This is a genomic window from Vibrio sp. 10N.222.46.A1 (assembly GCF_041473595.1).
GTDB classification, from domain to species: Bacteria; Pseudomonadota; Gammaproteobacteria; order Enterobacterales; family Vibrionaceae; genus Vibrio; species Vibrio tasmaniensis_A.
On the sequence record NZ_JBFRSN010001758.1, the window covers coordinates 1 to 473 of the forward strand.

At 30.4% G+C, this 473-nt stretch carries 1 protein-coding gene; it reads left to right on the forward strand.

The window, feature by feature from the left end; genetic code table 11:
* Positions 1-109: 109 nt before the first annotated feature.
* Positions 110-286 carry a hypothetical protein gene (locus AB4496_RS29195; protein WP_016800056.1) on the forward strand — a complete coding sequence of 59 codons (177 nt, stop codon included), beginning with the start codon at positions 110-112 and terminating at the stop codon, positions 284-286.
* The last annotated feature ends 187 nt before the right edge of the window (positions 287-473 follow it).

Here is a 473-nt window from a genome sequence, read left to right on the forward strand (position 1 = left end):
CAAATGGGTAATCTAAAATTATTAATAATCATTTTTTATTAAAATTCATTCATCTACACAGATAAATTAGAGATGTGTATATGAATAAATTTTCAAAAGGACTACTAATATGGAAACACTGATCTGCCGCTCTTTTCAATCATTTATAGATTTCTGCGATAACGATATTGTTAAAGGAAAAAATATCCACTGCACTTTTAAGGCCTGTAAGGAGAAGGACTGGCGTTGGATGCAGTTTTACCTAAACGACAAAGGAGGAAAAGAGCTGACCTTTAGCTTCATATGAAACAAAACGCCTTAACTAATATTTCGTTTAACTTCAAATTTATTCAAAATTTTGTAAATAGTATTCAAAAAATGAGCCATTATATAAAGCACTAGAAAAACTAACTGTCTTAACCATCGCTCTCTAGAAATATGGAGAAACACTATGTTAAAAGCACATCTCGAAAACCTACAATTACCTATAGGTA

What these genes read in the sequence shown, in the direction of transcription:
- AB4496_RS29195 (WP_016800056.1), top strand. Translation starts at nt 110, where the DNA reads ATGGAAACACTGATCTGCCGCTCTTTTCAATCATTTATAGATTTCTGC.